Raw genomic sequence first — 20,249 nt, 5'->3', positions numbered from 1 at the left:
TGCTGCAAAGCCGTTGAAGCAACACATATCGCAGGAGCTGGCCATGCCGGCACTCATTGCTATGTCGGCGAAGTATTGTGATATCAATACTGCTGACGCTTTCTGTCACCAGCCGCCGCTATCCTCGCTGCTTTCTGAAGGAGAACCATAATGAAGATGAATTACTTTGTGTTTGGCACCAACAATATGGAAGCAGCGGTTAAGTTCTATGATGCCCTGTTCGAAAATACGGAAATGCGCCAGACCTTTGCGAGCGAGCGTATGACATTCTGGCAGGGTGAGGATGACGACGGAGCCTTTGCCGTGGCAATTCCTTTTGATCAAAACACAGCGACCAATGGCAATGGCACAATGCTGGGTTTCAGCCTTGATTCTGAGGATGAAGTTACCCGTCTGTATAACAAAGCCATTGAATTAGGCGGAAGCTGTGAAGGCAAACCCGGCCAGAGAGGGCCGCGTTTCTCGGCTTATGTGCGTGATCTGGATAACAACAAAATAGCCTTTGGTGCAAAAAATATGTAATCACGCTGGCGATGACTGAGAACGCCAGTCGCTGTTCTGACTGAGGAGGCTCCAGCCTTATGCCTGTCCCCGATCCGCAGAAAATCATTGCCTTTGCCACGGCTGAAGAACTTGGCCTGTGGCTCAGGCAGAACCACGCGGTTGAGCGTGAATTGTGGGTGAAGATTTTTAAGAAAAACACAGGTATTCCCAGCGTTGTCTGGGAAGATGTTGTATCAGAAGTTCTGTGCTGGGGCTGGATTGACGGTATCCGCAAATCTCTTGATGAACAGGCTTATCTGCAACGGATTACACCAAGAGGCCCGCGCAGTATCTGGTCGAAGAAAAATACTGAACATATAGAACGCTTAATAGCAGAAGGCCGGATGCAGGAACCCGGCCTGATGCACGTACACGCAGCCAAAGCGGATGGCCGTTGGGAAAAAGCCTATTGCGTCAGCGATATGGAAGTTCCCGCCGACTTTCTGCAGGCGCTGGAAGGCAGACCAGAGGCAAAGCAGTTTTTTGCAACGCTGCCTAAATCAAGCCGCACCCTGATAGCTTTCCGTCTGGCAGAGGCAAAAAAGCCCGAAACCCGACAGGCAAGATTTGAAAAATTTCTGACGATGCTGATTAACGGAGAAAAACCGCTTTAGCATTCCGCAGAACAAAAAAAATTAACAGGGTTGGTATTCAGAATTGCCTGTGACTTTATGGATTAATTCACTTCACTTAACAACAGCAGATAAATTCCGCTAAACAACCCTAAAAACTCCGAGCAGACAAAACATTCAGTTCCCGGCCGTATGATCGAAGCGTTTATTGTGATTATTAAAAAGCAGGCCGGAGCCTGCTTTTTAATACAGCGTTTTATTCCGCCGGCCGGACCGTTGCAATTCCGCTATCAGCGGCCCACTGCAGTACGTCTTCCCGCTTCAGCGCCGTAGCCATCAGTTCCGGAAATCTGTCTGGCGTACAGGCAAACACCGGGCTGCCGATGGCGGCAAAATCAGCCGCCATCTGACTGTCGTATGACGGCCGGCCATCGTCGCTCAGCGCCAGCAGCGTGATGACATTAACGTCCTGGCGGATCAGCTCCGCCACCCGCGCTTTCAGCGCATCGGCATCGCCGCCTTCGTACAAATCGGTAATCAGGATAAGGTGCGTTTTTGCCGGCCGTTCGATTTTGCCAGCGCAATAAGCCACTGCCTGGTTGATGTCGGTGCCACCGCCCAGCTGCACGCCAAACAACACCTGTACCGGGTCGGCCAGTTCATCCGTTAAGTCGACAACCGCAGTATCGAAGCACACTAATCGCGTTTTCACTGCAGGAATGGAAGCCATAACAGCAGCAAAAATTGAGCTGTACACCACTGAGGTGGCCATAGATCCCGACTGATCGACACAGAGAATCACTTCGTCAAGGTCCACCAATCGCCGCTGTTTGCGGCTGAAGCCCACCAGCTTTTCCGGCACAACAGTCGCCAGTTCGGGTTGGTAATGGCGCAGGTTGGCGGCGATGGTGCGGTGCCAGTCAATATCGCTGTGACGTGGCCGGTGAGTGCGCTTACCCCGGTCGACCGCACCGCGAATGGCTTCGGCGGTTTTTTGCTCCAGCCGCGCCATCAGTTCATCAACCACTTTGCGGATAACCTGACGCGCGGTTTCCATGGTTTTTTGCGGCATCATGTTACCCAGGCTGACCAGATCGGCGACCAGATGCACATCGGCCTCCATAGCCTGTAAAAACTCCGGTTCAAGCAGCATTTGCCGCAGTCCCAGCCGTTCAAAAGCATCACGCTGCACCAGTTGCACCACCGACGCCGGAAAATATTCGCGGATATCACCCAGCCAGCGGGCAACGCGCGGAGCGGAGCCACCGAGACCACCACGGCTTTTTTCTGAATCCGAGCCATCGCCATACAACGCGGTCAGAGCATCGTTCAGACGTTTGTCACTGGCGCTCAGCGGCGTGCTTTCCTGCTCCGCCCCCAATGCCAGTTGCCAGCGACGCTGTTGCATCAATTCATCCATTGCTTATCTCCCGCAAGCAATTTGCCCAGCCCTTGCAAATGCGCAGACCACTGGGATGCCAGGGTTTCGTTGACGGCAAGCCTGGTACTGTTGTGTACCTCACCGGCATGCAGCGCATCCAACAGACGCCGGCGCTCCATCGCATCCAACTCAGCAAATACCCGCCGCAGCAGCGGCAGACTGTCGATAAAAGCCTCCTCTTCCAGCGCCCCCAGCCATTCGTCGACCAGTTGCCGCAACCGGGAATCGTAGAGCAACCGCTCAGCCGCACCGCTGAAAAAGCCTTCAAAGAATCCTTTAGCTTCATCAATGGGGTTAGCCGGTGACAGCATGCGAGCCATTAATTGCTGCAGGCTGTCTTCATCCAGACGCTTAGCCTGATACAACAAACGGCTGGTAAGACCGCGAGCACCGGCATCACACAGGTTGCTGTGCATCACTTCCTGCAGTGCCTGCCACCAGCCTTCCATAACGCTGTCGTTAACCTGCGCCAGCTCAAGCTGAGCATGGGCATTAGCGATGGCATGCCGGTAGTGTGTACTTTCTTCTTCGTTAAGCTGGCGCACCGCAACCGGCAAAGACAGCGAGGCCTGCACCGCCAGCCGTTCGATCAGGCCATTCACATGAGTCAGTGACAAATTTCTGGAAGTGCCGTAGCGGCTGATATCCACCAGCGGCGGCAGACCATCGAGCAGATCCAACCCCTCGGCCGTGTGGGCCGCGCGCTCAGCCAACAGCGAGAATCCTTGCTCCACTGCCTGCGGCAGTTCGGCTTCCAATGCCGCCAGCAGCAACTTAGCCAGTTCGCCCAGCTGGCGCTGGCCGCGCATCTTCTCGATGGTGCGCTCGGCAGCGGCTTGTGCCAGCGAGCTGCCATAGATCTGATTTTCCACCAGCTGCACCGCAAACTCCGGCTGCCAGGCAATCACCCAGCGTTCGCGGAATGTACCACGGCTACTGCCGCTGCCGGCCTGTTCGCCCCAGGGCACATCCAGCAGCCGCAGGCGGTGCAGCAGCCAGGACTTCAGTTGCCCCGGTTCACTTCTCAGATCCAGCGACAATTCCCGTGGCAGCGCCTCGCTTTTAAGGCGGGTCTTCTTTTGCCACTGCTGCAGATCGTCCAACAGAGGCGCCAAAGGCACATCGGCGGGGACTTCGCCCACCAAAGACCCCAGCAGGAGCTGTTGGGAAATCTGCTGCCACCACAAAATTTCACCACCGCACAGGCTGGCAATCGTGGCATCACGGGCTTCTTCAAACCCCGGGCTGGGACGATTACGGATAACCGCGAGGCTGTGACACAGACGCACGGTTTCTATCACCGCCGCAGTAGAAACCAACAACCCGGCCTGGCGTAACTGCTCGGCAACCAGAGCCAGCCAGCGGGCCAATGAGGCTTCGTCTTGGCCAAAGCGCCACAAATGGCGATACCACATGGGCGCCGATACCCCGGCGCTGTAGCCCGAGCCACTGGCCAACCGTGGACTGGTCCAGGGTATCCAGGTTGAGTTAATGCGCTTGGCCGGAAGCTTGGCCGGTAAGGTTTTCAGCCTTGCTTTATCGTCTTTCTGGCTGACTTTTGCCTTTAACCCCGGCAGGTGCCAGGCACCGCAAATGACAGCGACCGGGCCGTCGGTCTTTTTCGCCGCGTCGGCAATCTGCAGGCGCATATAAGCTTCGCGCTGTACTTCCCTTGGGCTGTCATCGGGAATGGCGTCGCGCAGCTCGGCCATCGCCTGCTCCAGCGCAGCAAAGACCGCAGGATCGTCATCGGCGCCCTGCTCAACAATATGATTCCACCAGCTTTCACCGTCGTCGTAACCCGCCAGGCGCGCCAGGACGGAGATGGGATCAAGGCGCAGCGCCTGGCTGCCGGCACTGGCAGTGTTTTTGGTATCCGGGGTTTCAGTATCCGTACCTTCGGCATCATCTGTGCTGTCTTCACCCGTTTCAGCAAGCGCAGCCGCCAGCTGAACTGACACAGGCAGATCAATAAAACGAACATCAGCACCCGCCTGCAGCGCCCAGCAGCAGGCCTGATATTCGGGCGAGTACTCGTCAAACGGGTAATAAATGCTGTGGCCAACTTCATCGGTCACAAATGACAACAGCGCGACCGGCGGCTTCATCCCTGCACTGGCCAGAAACGGCAGCAATTCGCTGCAGTCGGCCGGGCCTTCGATCAGCACAACCGCAGGCCGTAGCCTCTCCAGCGCCGCCAACAAACGCCTGGAGGAACCCGGGCCATGATGACGAATGCCGAAATAGTGAATTTCCTTCATGGACATCGGTTCTCTGCTGGTTCCGGCTTAAAGCAACTCGTTGATGCTGTGATAATAATCGCTGTAGTCATTGCGCTTTTTCAGCACGGTTTCGAGATACTCTTCGAGTACCAGCTTATCCTGCACCGGGTCCTTAACAATCGCGCCCAACAGATTGGCGCCGATATCGGCCGCACCAAATGACGCATCACCAAACCACGCCGCCTGACTCAGGCCGCCAACCATGACGGCAATGGCTTCAGCCGTAGAGAGTGTGCCCGAAGGCACTTTGAGCGCCATTTTGCCGTCCAGTGTGGTGCCACTTCTCAGTTCGCGGAAAATGGTTACGACTTTTTCAATTTCTTTGCCGGCACTTTCCGGTACCGGCAACGACAGGCTTTGTCCCATTTCAGCAACCCGGCGGCGGATAATTTCGATCTCTTGTTCCATATCATCCGGCAGCGGCAGCACCACCACATTGAAACGGCGCTTCAGCGCCGATGACAGCTCATTAACGCCTTTATCGCGGTTATTGGCGGTGGCGATGATATTAAAACCGCGCTTGGCGAACACCACCTCGTTCAGCTCCGGCACCGGCAACATCTTTTCTGACAGCACGGTAATCAGGGTGTCCTGTACATCCGAGCCCATGCGCGTCAGCTCTTCCAGCCGGCACAGGCTGCCCGCTTCCATGGCACGGAACAGCGGCGTCGGCACCAGCGCTTCTTTACTCGGCCCTTTGGCCAGCAACTGGGCATAGTTCCAGCCGTAACGGATCTGGTTTTCATCTGTCCCCGAAGTGCATTGGATAACACGGGAGCTGTTGCCACTGATCGCCGCGGCCAAGTGCTCTGACACCCAGGACTTGGCCGTGCCCGGCACCCCGAGTAATAACAGTGCCCTGTCGGTGGCCAGTGTTGCGACGGCGGTTTCGATCAGGCGCCGGCTGCCAATGTACTTGGGGCTGATTTCCACGCCCGAGGCGGTGGTGCCGCCGAGCAAGTACTTAACCACGCTCTTCGGAGTCATCTGCCAGTTCTCTGGTTTCTGCCCCTGATCTTCTGCCTTCAGAGCGTCCAGCTCAGCCTGATAAATGACTTCTGCCGGTTGCCTTAATACGTCACTCATCTTTCCGTCCTTCCTGTTTTAAACTCACGTTAAATTTCAAATATTCAAGTAAGGGATGCAGGGGTGATAACCCCATGTTTGTTATCTGCGCCAACAACCACTGCGCGCAGTCATAGCCCAGGCATAAACCAATTTGTCTCATGGCCTGCGTCAACAGGTAATCAGCATCTTCTGGCTCGTCTGCACTGGACAGCGCTTTTATACGCTGCATTAACAAGGCCACCGAAGGGCTTTGGCTGAACGCTTCAAGGCTGAGCCAGCACCATTCCTCAGCGAACAGAACAACCGGGGTATTGGGGAGCAGATCCGCCCGCGCAAGCAGATGAGCGGCCAGCCTGACGCGTGCCTCATCACTCAGCCTGGGAGCCAGAATGAGCAGCTGAATGGACGGATCGATACCGTCGGCAGCAGCGGCTTGCAGAAGTCTTTCAGCAGCCAGCATAGCCTGCGCTTCCGGCAGACTATCGGCGATGTTATGCAACAGGGATTCATTAGGGCTGTAATTGCCTTTGCCACGGTTGTCGGAAAAAGACCATTGTTCCAGCAACGCATTCAGCGTCAGCCCCATACTGGCAGCCAGTGCTGGCAGCGGTACGCTGGCCAATGCCTGACAGCGGTCGCGGTATTGCACGCTGTTTTTCAGTTCCGGGGCCAACAGCAGGGTCTCGCGGCGCAGCAAGCCACGGGTTTTACTGATCAGCCAACCCTGTAACTCAGTGATAGTTTCATCCTGTACCTGCGGCTCATGCTCGCCAAGACGCATTTTAAAACGCACAGCGAGTTCTTTAATCTTTTGCGAGCGATCCTGCTCCAGTGTTTCCAGCAGGGGCAGATCAGCGTGACTCAATCCCAAACTGAGCAATTCATACAGGTCGAAGCGTTTATCGGCCGGCTCAGAAGGAGCCATTAAAGCAAGTAACGAGCGGGCATCGTGCGGAGCATCACGGCGCAGCTCCCGCAGGATGTTCAGTCGCTGAGCCGGACTGAAATCGCTCCAGGTTGTTTCTGTCAGGGCAATATCCCCACCCTCAACCCAGCGCAGCCAGGGAGCTAATGCCGCCGGTAAGCGGTGTTCACTGGCGGTCGGCAACCAATCCAGAGGATGTGGTGCAACTCCACGACTCACCAACAGGTTGAACAGCCGCCAATACAGGCCATCGTGCTTACTCAGTGCTGCCAATATTTGCCGGAAGGCCGGACGGCACTCCGTCGCCAGAGTCGGTAAGCACAACGCCGGTAGCGCAGAGAGAGGCTTTAGCTGCTCCGGCACGGCAATCTGCTCCAGCAAAGGATATTGGCTGCAATACGCCAGCGCCAGCAACGCGCGGTCATCATCCTGTGTGTTTTCAGGCAGCGGCCAGTGTGGCGGCAATGCGCCAGCCGAACCACCATCGCCTATTAACCAGCTCTGCTTGAGCGCATCGACCCGTGCAAGATCCTGCGTCAGGATTTCGGTGCTCAGCATGCAATCATCCCCCATTGTGGAGAAGCAACCGACAGCAGCTCTGCGGCAACGCCGTCCCAACAAATAAAGGCCGCCAAATGTTCGCCGTAAGCCAGCAAGGGCAGATCGTTATTCGCCAGCGGCAACAGTTGGTCACCGGCTTTAAGCCAGTAGCCCGCGCCGTTGTCCTGCATCAGACAGCAACCACCAAGCAGCAGCGTAACTGTGCGCTGCCATGGCAATGCTCGGCGCAGTGACAACAACGCCTGTTGCGGGCTCTGCACCACGGCGCTGGGCCATGACACTACATCCGGCTCAACAATCCTGTACTGAGCCAATATCGCGCGTTCAGGCAGCCGCGATGGATAAAACACCAGCTCACCTTCGATCTGGGTCCCGATCCTGAGACTGGCCTCGCGCTTACCGGCAGAAGCCGGGCTGTAGTCCTGCAACATGGCAGCAGAAGCGCACTGGCCATCCAGCGGCCACAACCAGGTGGCATGGCTTACCAGTCCATCGCGACGGGTTTCGATTCGCTCTCCGACACACAGCCAACGCCCGTTAACGGGCGTTGGCTGGCTGTTCAGAAGCTGCTCCCGGTTCTCTGCTCCGAGCAAAGCACGACGTGCGTCCGGGTCCTGAGGGGCGGTCTGCCATGCACGCGATAACAGTACCCACATGCCCAACTCTTCCACCAGGCGAGCCAGCTGCCGTTCCAGCGGCAAGCCGGCCAGCAATGAAGGTAACTCGTCTACCCGTGCCGCCAGCGTACTGGCTTTGGCATCGACCAGACGCGCCGCAATACGCCGCACACGCGGGCGTAGATCTTTCAGTAGCCCGGCCAGGCCGGTGCGTTGCTGGTCGCGGATCCACAATTCAAGCTCTCCTAAACCATCGCGGACACTGCGCTCGGTCGCCTGCATCGCACTCTCGGCGCGCTTTTGCCGCTGCGCTTCTTTTTTCGCCAGTTCTTCCGCGCTGAGAATCGGCTCATCATTACCGGCACTGGCAATATCTTTTACGGCAACGGCTTTAGGCTCGTCTGTACTGGCTGCACCAGACGAGCTGCGCCGACGGCGGGAAAGCCATTCGGCTACCCATTCCGGTGGAGTGGCTTCGACAAAGCTGTTTTGGCTTTCGCTGAAGATCCACATGAGAGCGAGCACATGCTTACAGGGAAATTTTCTGGATGGGCAGGTACATTTGTAACCATGATCGGCAACGTCGGCCATGGTGAGATAGGGATTGGCCCCGGAGCCCTGACATTGGCCCCAAATGGTATTTAATTCAGACGCCAGACCCAACATGGGCCATTTAGAGGTGTTAAGCAGTTTTTTTGCAGCGCCCAGAGATGACTGATCCGGGGCCAGGTCCTGCACGACCTGTAACGGGAGCTCCATTTCCTGTCCTTGTTTTCTTGCCTGCTGTGCTTATCGGGCAGACTGAGAAGGTCGGTTATACCGGGTTAGCAAGTATTTACCCGGCATGATATTTATTGGCCATATAATGGCTGATTAAAGTCGGATGGTGCCCGATTCCGGCTTAAAAAGAAATCGATCAATGCACAATACTGACACAGATATCATCAGATAATTTATCCGCGCTGACTACAGTCTCATTCGTTTCGCACCAGCTCCACCGCCGCTTCAATTAATTTACGCGCCACGGTCTGTGGCGCCGGGAGTTGCGGCAGGTTGTCAATATCAAACCAGTCGGCACTTTCCAGTTCAGTGGTGTCGATATTCAGTTCACCACTGTCGTAGTCGCATAAATAGCCGAGCATTAACTGGTGCGGGAATGGCCATGCCTGCGAGACGAGGTAGCGCGGATTTTTAATCTGAACTCCGGCTTCTTCAAATATTTCCCGTGCCAGTGCTTCCTCGGCGGTTTCGCCGGCTTCAATAAAACCGGCAAGACAGGAATACATGGCGGTGCGGTGGCGGTTGGAGTGAGCGAGCAATAATGTCCGTCCTTTGCGCACAACGCCAATCACACACGGGGATATTTTCGGATAAGAACGATAGCTGCACGCCGGACAAACCAGCGCCCGATCATTAACAATAGGTTTCAGCAGTGTGCCGCAGCGGCTGCAGAAGTTCTGCGTGCTGCGCCAGTAACGTAACTGTGCGGCAGCATTTACCACACGGAAAATATCGTCGCTGGCGGCGAGCAGATAATCACGCAGCGCCACCTCTTCAAATCCCGGCGGAATATCGGCCAGACCAACCACCCGCAGCGGCACACCATTAACACTGCCGAGCAATAACTCCAGCCGTGGGTCCTGTTCAACGGAATCGGTTGTCCACGGCATGGCTTGCTCTGCATTGTCCATCACCCCGGGCTTCAGCAGCAGACGCTCGCCAAGAAAATACAGGCTGAGAGTTTGCGGGCTGTCTTCGCCTGGCACGATGGCGGGATGGTAAATAAATTCGATGGTCATAACCGTTTTTCCGTCGATCAATCCGGACTTAAAACGCTTGCAGGCAAATCTGCAGGCGATCCCTGTCATTCATAATGTATTGGTCATACTCCTGTAAAAAAGGAATATGGGGTAAATCATTCAGTAATACGCCGACACGCTGCTGATGAAATACGTTAGCGTCGCGGTCGTAACCCAGCGGGTTGCCGATTTTAATCGCCAGCAGTTGCAGTGCCATCAGATCCTGCCCCAGCTGGTAGGTTTTATTGGCACTTTCGCAACGGTAATACAAACTGTGTAACGCGCCATAGCCCAAAGATTCAATCAGGTGTTTGCTCATCGGCAGATAAATATTGTGACGGTGTTCCAACACATCAATACTGCGCAGCACGTTATTGACGGCATCACTGACGGCAAAGGCATCATGACCGTCAATGGCAAATAATTGCCGGATAATATCCCGTGCCTGCTGTTCCAGCTCTGCGGTCAGCTCCGCTGCGGGCGGTAACGGGTAATCAAAGCCACGGTTATCGTCCATCGGCACAAAGTCATTCTGGATAATCGCAATGCCCTGTTCGGTAAACGGATAAGCGCGCGCATCATAGGTTTTGGCAACCGGCAGCAACAGGGTTTCTGTCAGAATCAAGCGGTCAAACAAAGCATCGGTGGCGCCACCGGTCTGTTCGCTGTATTGCACTTTGCGCTCGCCATACAGGCTGATGGCATCCTGCAGATGTTTTTCAAAGCCGTCGATGCAGCCGCTGAGCAGTACAACACTGGCAATAAGCGGCATTTTAAGCAGAGAGAGAATGTTCATTTTTTTATGTCCCTGGTGAGAATTCCTGAAGGCAGCATCATATCAATTGTTACCTCAGGCCAGAAACATTAAACCACTATAAAGCCTGCAGCGGTTTAGGACGCGCAATATCATGTTGTGCCAGCAGCGCCGTGCCACGCAGAACGATATCCGACTGAAAGGCTTTTTCATAACGCACATCAAGCACATAGGCTTTTACCCGCAGACGGATGGCAAGCACATGAGCTATTTCAACTTCTTCCAGAGTAAAAGCCACAGGTTTTTTCAGATAGGCGTAACGGCTCGTCACCACCACTTCTTCGATTAACTTTTGTGCTTCAGCCAGATCGGCATCGAGGGCCAGATGAAAATCAGTAACCACCATCATGTCCAGCTCACCGGCATTACCGGAGGCGACAACATCGGTAATAAAACGCGAGTTGGGAATAGTGACCAGATTATCGTCCAGTGTCACCAGCCGCACGGTACGCAGACCAATAGAAACAATCTCGCCATAGGTATCGCCAAAGCTGACGCGGTCACCAACACGGAACGGGCGGTCAAACAGCAGCAGAATACCGGCCACCAGCGATGCAGCAATATCTTTTAAGGCAAAACCCAGTGCAACAGCCACGGAACCGGCGGCGGCAAACAGCAGCTCTTTCGGCGGTTGCAGCACGGCAATAAATAAGCCAACGGTACCGAAGATATACAGCGCAAACGTCAGCAGCGTGGAAATCTGCAGAATTAAAAAACGCCGGGCGGGGATTTTTTCCATCAACCTCTGGCTGAGGTTATTTAATCCCTGAGCGCCCCCCCACAGCGCAAAGCCACCGATAATCAGCCAGAAAATCGCATATAGATTAAAAATACCGGCGATGCTGAGCAGGCCATCGACCAGACCGTTGGTTTCATTCATTCAGCATATTCATCCTGTTCAGTGTGCTCACCACGGTGTGATACCAAAGCGCGGTAATGCCGTAGCGACCATCATTGCCTTTTTCAATCATACCGGCTTCCAGCCCAGTTTTAAGAGCAAAGCGTACAATGTTTTCTGCGGTATTGGTTACCCGTACCAGTTCGGCCGTAGTCAGATTGCCGTGGGTTACAATGGCCGCAAAAATAAACAGCATGCGCGGCCCGGATTTTTCAAAGCCGATGCTGGCAGGCAAACGTGGAATGCTGGCTGTAGCCACACCACGCTGGGTACTGACCGACTCTTTCCATAGCATCAGCGCCGTGACCGGAATACCGTGACAGGCATCCCACAGCAGGCTGAAATAACGTTGCTCGGCATTGCGCAGCGCACCGGCAACCGGCGAGCGCGGATCAATCAGCACATCATCGTATTGCAGGCGATAACCGCTCTTCTGGTTGCGCGACAAAATCAGCGAACGGATTTCTGCCTGCGTCCAGCGTTTTACCCGGATCACATTACGCATCTGATAATCACGGCCAAACACATTACACAGATAAGCCCAGCTCTGATTATTAATAACAATCAGCCAGTAAATATTCTGTACGCGGGTATTGGTAAGGCTGAGCAGTGTGCGCCAGCCATCCAGGCAACCTACGTCGGCAAGGAATGAGTTTTCAGCATTATTGAGAATAATCAGCGTTGGTTGCAGCTGTTCATCCTGGGCTACCAGTGCTGCCGGGCCGGCACTTAAATCTATTTCCAGCGCGTCACCTATCAGGCGATAAATGTCGGCGGCATTAGTGGTTTTTGCCGGCACGTCCAGCTGCCGGATCTGCACCTCCCTGTTTTCATTCTGCAGGGCATTGGCAAAACGTTTGGCCGCCGATTTTTTACCGATACCCGGCTCGCCGGTAATCAGCATAACGTTATCGTCGCTGCGTTCGGCGTCCCAGGCATCAAAATTCTTGCGGATAGCAGCACTGAGACCGGTATCGATAATCGGATAATCCCAGTCATTGCCGGCATTAAACCAGCGCAGATAATTGTCGTCGGTACATTCCCCCTGATCATCTTCTTCGCCGTTATCAGCCACCGTATTTTTCATACGGAACCAGCGTGCATTCAGCTTCTGATACCAGGTAAATTCCACCAGCAACTGGGCAATAAATGCCTGCAGGAACAGCAGCAGATTAAAAGGAATCCACAGCGGCAGAATCAGATTCATAAAGCGCCCATGACCGGCTTTTTCAATCAGAGGGTCCATCTGTTCGGGCAACAGACGCTTAAGATTCTGTATTAATTCTTCGCGGTAAAAATGCAGCAGGTAGCTGATAACCACCCAGCTGAACAGCCAGACAAAACCACCCACCATTTGACTGATCATCGAACGGTGAAACAGATAATCGGCCAGCGCAATCAGCGCCCAGGGCAGCAGCAACCAGGAAGTCGATGAACGGGCACGCTGCTCCAGCAGCGCGGTGCTGTCGGCATTTAAATAACTGCCAGCGCCCTGACAAACACTGAACAGAAACCACTCCGAAGCCAGTTTCAGCAACACATACAGAATATAAACCTGCATCAGCAGAGGCAGTGCGCCTCCCACTCCGGCGGTTTCTTGCTGCATAGGCGGCAGCAACGTGCTGAGCCATAGCAGCAGCACCCAGGGCAGCAGTGGTGTAATACCACTGATAAACCGGGTAATTGCACGCAGTCCCTGATGATGAATACCGCCACCGATCAGACGGTTATGCAGCGCCGCTAAAATACTGGCAGTCCAGTTGGCAAATAGTTTGGCCAGCCAGCGCAGGGGAAAAACCAGCAGCAGCGGTGCACCGCTGTTCATAATTACCTGTGTGCGCTGACCTTCGGGAATACCATGCAGCAGACTGTCCCAGGCGCTGACAACATTATTTAAGGTGGTGTGCAATTGCTGCCATTCTGCACGCAGCATCATTGCCAATCCGGGCCAGTCGATTCCGGGTAAAGCCGCATGTGCGGCAGGCGCCAGCAACAGTACCGCCAGAAACGGTGCCAGCAGTAACAGGAAATAACGGCGGCTGGAATATTGAGACAGGTTCATCCTTCACTCACTACGGTGTCCATGCGTGCACGTTAACAGGCCCTAAACGAAAAGGCAGCACAATATCAGCGCCGCAATAAGCGCAGCCAGCGACCAATATTCAGCAGGCTGACCAGCGAAGCGGCAACATAGGTTAAAGCCGCTGCCGTCAGAATGCTGTGCGCGGCTTTCATATCGCGCTCGTCCAGATACTCTCCTTCGCGCAGCAATGGCAGCGCTTTACCGAAGCTGGCATCCCACTCCACCGGTAAAGTAACAATATGCACCAGAGTGCCGATCAGCATGGCTCCAACCGCCACAACCAGGGCAAAACGCGAGGCAACAGGGGCAACCACCGCCAGAAACGGCGCCAGCAGCAGCGCCAATGGAGCGATACGCTGCATCCAGTAGGCCAGCACGGCAAAGCCGGTGCGGCTCTGAAACAGGGTTTCTTTACGCGCATGCTGCAGTGCATGGCCGACTTCGTGGGCTGCGACCACTACCGCGGTGAGACTTTTGCCGTCCAGTTTATCGCTGGTCAGACGTACCGTTTTGCTGCGTGGATCATAGTGATCCCCCTGATCGGTGGCTTCCACCTGCACATCATTCAGCTCCAGTTTGGCCAGCAGGTGACGCGCCATATCGCCACCGTTACCCGGGTAATCATTGCGCGGAGCACTGTGCTTTTTCAGCACATGCTGCACCCATACGCCGGGTAAAATAAGAATCGCGAGTACTAACAAGGCCAACAGCAGCCAGATCATTGGGTCGGTTTCCTGTATTCATTGTTCGCTGAGAGAAAAATAACGCCGCCAGTGACGTTCTGATGGTGCAATTCTACTGCACTTTTCCCTGTATTCCGCCTGCTCCCGGGGGCATTGATGCACAATCGCCACGGCAACAACAAAGCCACAGTGGATAACAAGCCGCCGGTCTTTGGCGACATCGCATTAGGCAGGGCAGTGTCAGACTGTTAGAATACGCGCCCTGTTTTACCCAGGAGTACTCCCATTGAGTATCACATTCATTGCTTCGTCCAAATTACCGACACCGTTCGGTGTCTTCACCATGCATGGCTTTGAAGACAGCAGCAACGGCAAAGAGCACGTAGCTCTGTCCATGGGCGATATCGCCAATGGCGAGCCGGTACTGGCACGGGCACATTCTGAATGTCTGACCGGCGATGCGCTGTTCAGTATGCGCTGTGACTGTGGCTACCAGCTGGAAGAAGCGCTGCGCGCTGTGGCCGAAGCCGGCCGTGGTGTGGTGTTGTACCTGCGTCAGGAAGGCCGTGGCATTGGCCTGCTGAATAAGATCCGTGCCTATAACCTGCAGGATCAGGGAGCAGACACCGTTGAGGCCAACGAACAGCTGGGCTTTGGCGCCGATATGCGTGACTACAGCATGTGCCGGCCAATGCTCGATCATCTGGGAATTCACGCTATCCGTCTGATGACCAATAACCCCCGCAAGGTAAAAGCACTGAGCGAAGCCGGGGTTGATGTGGTTGAGCGGGTATCGTTACAGGTGGGACGCAACCCGCATAACGATGGCTATCTGAACACCAAAGCCAGCAAGCTGGGGCATTATCTGCCGCAATCGGCAGCCGGTATTGTCACTCATCAGGATGATGATATTCCGGGCAGCAGCGACGACACTGAGAAGTAAGTAACGGCCTGTTGCTTACTTTTTCGCGGCGGATTCCCGCCGCACGTGCAGTTTGATTTCATGGCCCTCGAACTGCCGCTCCATGGCCTGCAGTTTGGCCACATGACGCTCCGTCAGCTGTGTTCCTTCTGACAGCAGAACCACCCCCGCCGGACTGACCAGATTGCCGGCCAGAATCATACCAACGCGCGCCTCTTTGATGTTGATACGCTCCAGATTCGGCACCACACCTTCTTCAAAGTCATCCAGCACCGTCATAAAGACATCCACCAGCTCGCGGTCGTAACGCTGCCCGGCCATTTTCAGCAGATAGGCTCTGGCGGTTTCTTCATCCAGGGTTTCGCCGAGAAAGTTATGTTCGCGCTGCAGCTCAACATAGTCGCTGACGATACGCAGTATGCGCGCCTCTTTGGGGATGGCATTGCCACTCAGCTTGTCGGGAAAGCCTTTGCCGTTATACAGCTCCATATGTGAGCGGATGATATTGGCGACATTCTGTAAAGGTTCCAGCAGCATCAGGCTGGTCTGGCCATTAATGGTGAAGTGGGCATATTCGTATTTTTCGTTGGCGCTCATCTGGGTCAGTGCTTTGCCCAGCACACTGTCCGGCAGCGATACCTTACCGATATTCTTCAGCAGAGCGGCGTAATAAACGTCCTGAATGGATTGCCCGTCGAGACCGGAAAACTCAGCAAATAATTTTGCCAGCCGCGCCTGACGCTCGCTGCTGCCTTTTTCTTCACCATTACGTGCCTCCATGATGCCAACCAGAATGTGCACCATGCTGTTAAACTCCTGCCGCAACGTGCGGTAAGCGTCACTCAGCTTGGCCTCGGCCTCGCCGACCTGATCGGATTTCTGCTGGTATTTATCCTGCAGCTCTCGGTTCAGGCGCGCCAGTTCGGCATTCTGCTCGGTAATATGCGCATTCAGCTTAATATTGGCGGCCTTGAGCTCGCGGGTATCCAGCGCCTCGGCCACGATATTGCGCAGCTGATCGTTATCCCAGGGTTTGGATATATAACGATAGATATTGCCTTCGTTAACCGCTTTGATGGCGGATTCCAGGTCGGAGTAACCCGTCAGCAGAATACGGATCATCTCCGGATACTGTTCAAAGCAATGCTTCAGCAGTTCAGCCCCACTCATGCCCGGCATGCGCATATCGGAAATGATCAGATCAAACTCTTCCTGCTGCAGCAGCTCCACAGCGGCGGCTCCGCTGGTAACCAGCACGACATCGTAGTGACGATGAAATAAGCGTTTCAGTGCCTGCAGCACGGCTTCTTCATCATCCACGATCAGTAAGCGGCCGTGTTTTTCCCGTACCAGAGTCTGGACGTTGTCACTCAGCATGGTTCTTTTCTCCGATCGGCAGAATCAGGGTAAAACAAGCGCCTTTACCGGGAGCGGTCTCAAGCTCAATCCCTCCCTGATGTTCCTGCATCAGTTTGTAGCACAGCGCCAGCCCTAGACCGGTGCCATCTCCTTCCAGTTTAGTGGTAAAAAAGGGTTCGAACACCCGGGATGCAACATTGTTCTCCATACCAGGGCCATCATCGCGGATACTGATACTCAGCACATTCTGATCCAGTGCTTCACTGATATAAATATTGCCGCCACAGCCCTCCAGCGCCTGAATGGCATTGATCAGCACATTCAGTACGACCTGGCCAATCTGCGATGGATTACAGAACACTTCCGGCAGATCAATCAGCTCTACCGTCAGGTTTACGTTGTCGGGCAGTCGGGAACGGGCGATATTGATAATGCTGCTGACGTCATCATTCAGCTGGCACCATTGCATATGCGACTGGGTACGGCTCAGCTTACGCATATCGGCAATAATCTGGGTAACACGTTCGGTACCCCGAATGCAGTCCTGCAGGCGAGAAGGTGCCACGCTGGACACATGCGGGATATCCAGACGCTGGTAGGCGAGCAGCAGCTCCTGATAGAAATCTGACTTAATATCCAGCAGGTCAGAGGCTTCATCGATGGACTGGACAAAATCGAGCAACGCCTGCAGATCATGGCCCAGTTCTTTCAGGTTACTGCTGATATAAGCCACTGGATTATTAATTTCGTGGGCAATACCGGCCGACAGCTCTCCCAACCCGGCCAGCCGCTCCGAGAGTTTCAGCCGTGTCTGGGCGTTTTCCAGATCACGGTTCAGACCGCGCAATTGATAATTACTTTTCAGCAGTTCTTTCTGGCTGCGCGCATTCAGCGCCATCTGGGTACGCAGAATATGACTGGTTTCTGCCAGCTCAGCTGAACGGCCTTCAAGCTCTCGGCTGACCTGCATACGGCGGCCATACTGATAAAACAGAATAATCAGTAACAGCAGGCTCAGCGCCATAGCAGCACTGGCAGCCGAATATGGCAAATAGGTCTGAAAAAAGTGTCCTTCGATCTGACTGCGATCGAGATAAAGGCTGAATTCCGGTAACAGAAAATCATTGAATACCATCATCTGCTGACGCTGCTGCGGCGCCGGATCGGATAATGGCTGGGCATGGTACATCACCAGTATCGGAATATCGCCATAACCCATATCGGAGGTGATCTGCTGCAACCATTCATAAAGTTCAAGGCGGACAATCAGGCTGCGCTCTTTCATCGCGGAATGGAGAGTCAGCACCAGACCGGGACGCTCGACCAGACGGCCGGGAATAGTGATATCGGCTTTCAGATCCTGCAGCGACATATGCAGCAACCAGTCGCCGGTAACGGCCAGCTTTTCACTGCTTTCCTCACTGATCAGCATGAACGGCCCCAGCGGCGAATTCTGCCGGTATTGCTGCAGCTCAACATAACCTGGCGGATGATCGTTCAGCAGTTGTTCGGCATCTGCCAGCAGCTGGTAATACTCTCGCAGCGAACGGATGTATACATGCTGCAGTAAATCGTGGGAAACAGCGGCAGTACGTTGCTGCTCTACGCGGACGCTGAGCTCGTAGACTCCAAATCCAATAATGGTGGAAATCAGCAGACTGAGCAGAACATGACGTTTAGCCATGAGTTCCTCTCCCTGGACATTGCTTAAGCTATCAGTAAAGCACTGTCTGGGAGAAAAACGAGGGGTTATTAAAGGTAGATCAGCCTTGCGCCAACCGCGAACGGATGCTGCTGAGGAGACTATCGGTATCCAGCGCAATATCCCGCTGCTGCTGGGCAGGAGAAGCATGCTCGATATAGCGGTCGGGGATGCCCAGAGTCAGTACCGGAATCTGCACATTGGCGGCTGCCAGCGCTTCCAGCACGGCACTGCCGGCCCCGCCCATCACAGCGTTTTCTTCCAGTGTGACCAGCAGGTCATGGTCTGCCGCCAGCTGTAATACCAGTTCGGTATCCAGTGGCTTAACAAAACGCATATCGGCGACGCTGGCATCCAGAGTGGCGGCCACCAGCTGAGCTTCGCGTAACGGCGCGCCAAAGGCGAGAATGGCAACACGCATCCCCGCGGCGGCAGAGCTTTCGCGGCGCATAATGCCCTTACCCAGCGCCAGTGCCTGCATCTCTGTGGTTGGCTCAACTCCGGTGCCGCTGCCACGCGGATAGCGCACCGCGGCCGGGCCTTCGTACTGATAGCCGGTATAGAGCATCTGGCGGCATTCGTTTTCATCCGATGGGGTCATCACCACCATATTCGGAATGCAGCGCAGGTAACTTAAATCGTAGGCTCCGTGATGCGTCGGGCCGTCTTCGCCGACCAGGCCGGCACGGTCGATGGCAAAGAGTACATCGAGGTTCTGCAATGCAACGTCGTGAATCAGCTGATCATAAGCGCGCTGCAGGAAGGTCGAATAAATCGCCACCACCGGCTTGGCACCTTCACAGGCCAGACCGGCAGCCAGAGTAACCGCATGCTGTTCGGCAATGGCAACGTCAAAGTAACGCTCAGGAAATTCCTGCGAGAAGCGGATCAGGTCAGAGCCTTCACGCATCGCCGGAGTAATACCCATCAGACGTTCATCGGCCGCTGCCATATCGCACAGCCAGTTACCGAACACATTGGAATAGCTCGGCATTTTCACACCAGCGCCGGCATTGCTGCCTTTCAGCGCATGGTATTTGATCGGATCATCTTCGGCCGGCTGAAAGCCTTTGCCTTTACGGGTAACCACATGCAGGAAGCGCGGGCCTTTGAGCTTTTTCAGGTTCTGCAGGGTAAGCAGCAGCTCATCCAGGTCATGACCATCAATCGGGCCATAATAGTTGAAGCCCAGCTCCTCGAATAAGGTACCGGGCGCGACCATGCCCTTCATGTGCTCTTCGGTTCGGCGGGCAAATTCCCACGCCGCCGGAATCTTCTCCAGCACCCGTTTGCTGCCTTCACGCAAAGCGGAATAGGTACGGCTCGACCAGATGCGGGTGAAGTATTTGTTCAGCGCACCGACATTGTTGGAGATCGACATATCGTTGTCGTTCAGGATCACCAGCATATCGGCTTTAACGTGGCCGGCGTGGTTCAGCGCTTCAAAAGCCATACCGGCGCTCATGGCACCATCGCCGATAATGGCCACGGTTTGCTGTTCTTTCTGCTGCGCACGCAATGCCAGCGCCATACCTAAGGCCGCACCGATAGAGGTGCTGGAGTGGCCCACGCCAAAGGTGTCGTATTCGCTTTCTTCACGCAGCGGGAACGCCGCCGGCCCTTCAGCGCTGCGGATGCTTGGCATCTGCTCGCGGCGGCCGGTCAGGATTTTATGCGGATACGCCTGATGACCCACGTCCCAGACCAGACGATCTTCCGGGGTGTTAAATGCGTGATGCAGAGCAACCGTCAACTCGACCACACCCAGACCTGCGGCAAAATGACCACCGGACTGGCCAACACTGTAGAGCAGAAACTCACGCAGCTCAGCACACACCTGTGGCAACAGGTCTGCATCCAGCGCACGCAGGTCGGCCGGAGAGTCAATGCTGTCCAGCAGCGGTGTACTGGGGCGGGAGCCCGGAATTTCAGTCAATGTCATCAGCTTATATCAGCGCGGTCGCGGTATCCGTCGGGAGG

16 protein-coding genes are annotated in these 20,249 nt (G+C 54.9%); 3 read left to right on the top strand and 13 right to left on the bottom strand.

Annotation, left to right across the window (positions count from 1 at the left end):
• Positions 1–150: 150 nt before the first annotated feature.
• Positions 151–522 (top strand): VOC family protein, encoded by a 372-nt coding sequence (locus tag MT343_RS02100; protein WP_145470820.1) that lies wholly within the window; start codon positions 151–153, stop codon positions 520–522.
• Between the two features lie 59 nt (positions 523–581).
• Complete coding sequence (locus MT343_RS02095) at positions 582–1,157, top strand: YdeI/OmpD-associated family protein (RefSeq protein WP_145470818.1); 576 nt, start codon at positions 582–584, stop codon at positions 1,155–1,157.
• 214 nt (positions 1,158–1,371) lie between these two features.
• Here the strand turns inward: MT343_RS02095 and MT343_RS02090 are convergent, their stop codons facing one another.
• The 10 genes from MT343_RS02090 to MT343_RS02045 form a co-directional block, all read right to left on the bottom strand.
• Complete coding sequence (locus MT343_RS02090; RefSeq protein ID WP_145470816.1) at positions 1,372–2,535, bottom strand: VWA domain-containing protein; 1,164 nt, start codon at positions 2,533–2,535, stop codon at positions 1,372–1,374.
• Entirely contained in the window at positions 2,523–4,823 is a 2,301-nt protein-coding gene (locus MT343_RS02085; RefSeq protein ID WP_145470814.1) for a DUF5682 family protein, read from the bottom strand. Before MT343_RS02085 ends, MT343_RS02090 begins: the two co-directional genes overlap by 13 nt.
• A gap of 21 nt (positions 4,824–4,844) precedes the next feature.
• Positions 4,845–5,924: an ATP-binding protein gene (locus tag MT343_RS02080; protein WP_145470812.1), complete on the bottom strand. Its 1,080-nt coding sequence runs from the start codon at positions 5,922–5,924 to the stop codon at positions 4,845–4,847.
• Positions 5,917–7,389 (bottom strand): DUF5691 domain-containing protein, encoded by a 1,473-nt coding sequence (locus tag MT343_RS02075; RefSeq protein WP_145470810.1) that lies wholly within the window; start codon positions 7,387–7,389, stop codon positions 5,917–5,919. Before MT343_RS02075 ends, MT343_RS02080 begins: the two co-directional genes overlap by 8 nt.
• Positions 7,383–8,768 (bottom strand): SWIM zinc finger family protein, encoded by a 1,386-nt coding sequence (locus MT343_RS02070; RefSeq protein ID WP_145470808.1) that lies wholly within the window; start codon positions 8,766–8,768, stop codon positions 7,383–7,385. The genes MT343_RS02075 and MT343_RS02070 overlap by 7 nt, the downstream gene beginning before the upstream one ends.
• 215 nt (positions 8,769–8,983) lie before the next feature.
• Positions 8,984–9,808 (bottom strand): NAD(+) diphosphatase, encoded by an 825-nt coding sequence (nudC, locus tag MT343_RS02065; RefSeq protein ID WP_145470806.1) that lies wholly within the window; start codon positions 9,806–9,808, stop codon positions 8,984–8,986.
• 28 nt (positions 9,809–9,836) lie between these two features.
• Positions 9,837–10,604 carry a hypothetical protein gene (locus MT343_RS02060; protein ID WP_145470804.1) on the bottom strand — a complete coding sequence of 256 codons (768 nt, stop codon included), beginning with the start codon at positions 10,602–10,604 and terminating at the stop codon, positions 9,837–9,839.
• 76 nt (positions 10,605–10,680) lie between these two features.
• A complete protein-coding gene (locus tag MT343_RS02055) occupies positions 10,681–11,502 on the bottom strand; it encodes a mechanosensitive ion channel family protein (RefSeq protein ID WP_145470802.1) in 822 nt (273 codons plus the stop codon).
• The gene (locus MT343_RS02050; RefSeq protein ID WP_145470800.1) at positions 11,495–13,582 is read right to left on the bottom strand and encodes an ATP-binding protein; all 2,088 of its coding nucleotides are present in this window, start codon (positions 13,580–13,582) and stop codon (positions 11,495–11,497) included. The genes MT343_RS02055 and MT343_RS02050 overlap by 8 nt, the downstream gene beginning before the upstream one ends.
• Before the next feature lie 65 nt (positions 13,583–13,647).
• Entirely contained in the window at positions 13,648–14,325 is a 678-nt protein-coding gene (locus MT343_RS02045) for a zinc metallopeptidase (protein ID WP_145470798.1), read from the bottom strand.
• 247 nt (positions 14,326–14,572) lie between these two features.
• On the opposite strand from MT343_RS02045, the gene ribA reads away from it, so the two are divergent.
• A complete protein-coding gene (gene ribA, locus MT343_RS02040; protein ID WP_145470796.1) occupies positions 14,573–15,229 on the top strand; it encodes a GTP cyclohydrolase II in 657 nt (218 codons plus the stop codon).
• Positions 15,230–15,244: 15 nt separating this feature from the next.
• Here the strand turns inward: ribA and MT343_RS02035 are convergent, their stop codons facing one another.
• The 3 genes from MT343_RS02035 to dxs form a co-directional block, all read right to left on the bottom strand.
• On the bottom strand, positions 15,245–16,585 hold the full coding sequence (locus tag MT343_RS02035) for an HD domain-containing phosphohydrolase (RefSeq protein ID WP_145470795.1): 1,341 nt from the start codon (positions 16,583–16,585) through the stop codon (positions 15,245–15,247).
• The gene (locus MT343_RS02030; RefSeq protein ID WP_186436029.1) at positions 16,575–18,251 is read right to left on the bottom strand and encodes a sensor histidine kinase; all 1,677 of its coding nucleotides are present in this window, start codon (positions 18,249–18,251) and stop codon (positions 16,575–16,577) included. Before MT343_RS02030 ends, MT343_RS02035 begins: the two co-directional genes overlap by 11 nt.
• 79 nt (positions 18,252–18,330) lie before the next feature.
• Positions 18,331–20,211 carry a 1-deoxy-D-xylulose-5-phosphate synthase gene (gene dxs, locus MT343_RS02025; RefSeq protein ID WP_145470791.1) on the bottom strand — a complete coding sequence of 627 codons (1,881 nt, stop codon included), beginning with the start codon at positions 20,209–20,211 and terminating at the stop codon, positions 18,331–18,333.
• Positions 20,212–20,249: the final 38 nt, after the last annotated feature.

Source organism: Venatorbacter sp. C2-1 (assembly GCF_022832715.1).
GTDB classification, from domain to species: Bacteria; Pseudomonadota; Gammaproteobacteria; order Pseudomonadales; family Oceanobacteraceae; genus Venatoribacter; species Venatoribacter alkanivorans.
Note: the sequence above shows the minus strand (reverse complement) of the source record. Positions and strands in the feature narration are given on the sequence as shown.